Raw genomic sequence first — 1,013 nt, forward strand, 5'->3', positions numbered from 1 at the left:
CATTTCAAGACCGAGCAGTTCAAGGGCTGGTTCACGGAGCTCAGCGACAGCTCCAAATATGAAATGGTCACCCCGCCGACGCATCTGGAGAACCTCGGCAATTTCGTCGACCAGGTGGCGATCAAGAATTTTCAGGAAGTGCTGCTTGGCCAGAAGACGGCCAAGGACGTCGCCGACCAGTGGGCTGCCTTCCTGACCAAGGAACAGCAGGACTGGCTGGCGAAGAACAAGAAGTAGTTTTTCTTCCCTTCTCGCCGTTCAAGGGGAGAAGGTGTCACGAAGTGACGGATGAGGGGCGGCGCTATGCCTCGATAGGTTCGCGCTGCCCCTCATCTGCCTGCCCGTCATCCGCAGCAGCTGCGGAGGGTGGACCGGCATCTTCTCCCCGTGAACGGGGAGAAGGACGCTGTCCCCGACGCCGTTCCAGGAGCGCCCCCGAGCCAATGACCTACGCCGTGTCCGAAATACGATCCGTCGGCAAGCCGCGTCGCAAGCGGCTATCCCATGCCGCTATCGAGCCATGGCTCTATCTCAGCCCGGCGATCATCCTGCTGGTCGTGGTGCTTCTGGTGCCGCTGGTCATCGGCATCAGCTACTCCTTCCGCAAGTTCTCCGCCTTCAAGTCCGAATATGTCGGGCTCGGCCAGTATCAGGCGATGCTGTCGGATCAGGTGCTGGGCCAGGCGCTGGTCAACACGTTGTGGTGGACGGTCGCCAGCCTTTTCTTCCAGTTCTTCCTCGGCCTTGGCCTGGCGCTTCTGCTCGACAAGCCGTTTCGCGGCCGCAAGGCTGTACAAGCCCTGGTGTTCCTGCCCTGGGCGGTGCCGTCCTTCCTGTCGGGCCTGACCTGGGCCTGGCTGTTCAATCCGATCATCGGCCCGCTGCCGCACTGGCTGTTTGCATTGGGGCTGAAGGCCGAGCCGACCAATGTGCTGTCCGATCCGTCAACCGCCATGTGGGGGCCGATCGTCGCCAATATCTGGTTCGGCATTCCTTTCTTCGCCATCACGCTC

1 protein-coding gene and 1 pseudogene are annotated in these 1,013 nt (G+C 61.3%); both read left to right on the plus strand.

Annotation, left to right across the window (positions count from 1 at the left end; translation table 11 throughout):
• Positions 1-237, plus strand: a pseudogene (locus EN925_RS37235) (sugar ABC transporter substrate-binding protein); the annotation flags it as partial.
• A gap of 206 nt (positions 238-443) precedes the next feature.
• The coding region (locus tag EN925_RS37240; protein ID WP_164894731.1) for a sugar ABC transporter permease at positions 444-1,013 on the plus strand (570 nt) is incomplete at its 3' end.

The sequence above is a fragment of the Mesorhizobium sp. M7A.F.Ca.US.006.04.2.1 genome (assembly GCF_004022915.1).
Taxonomy (GTDB): domain Bacteria; phylum Pseudomonadota; class Alphaproteobacteria; order Rhizobiales; family Rhizobiaceae; genus Mesorhizobium; species Mesorhizobium ciceri.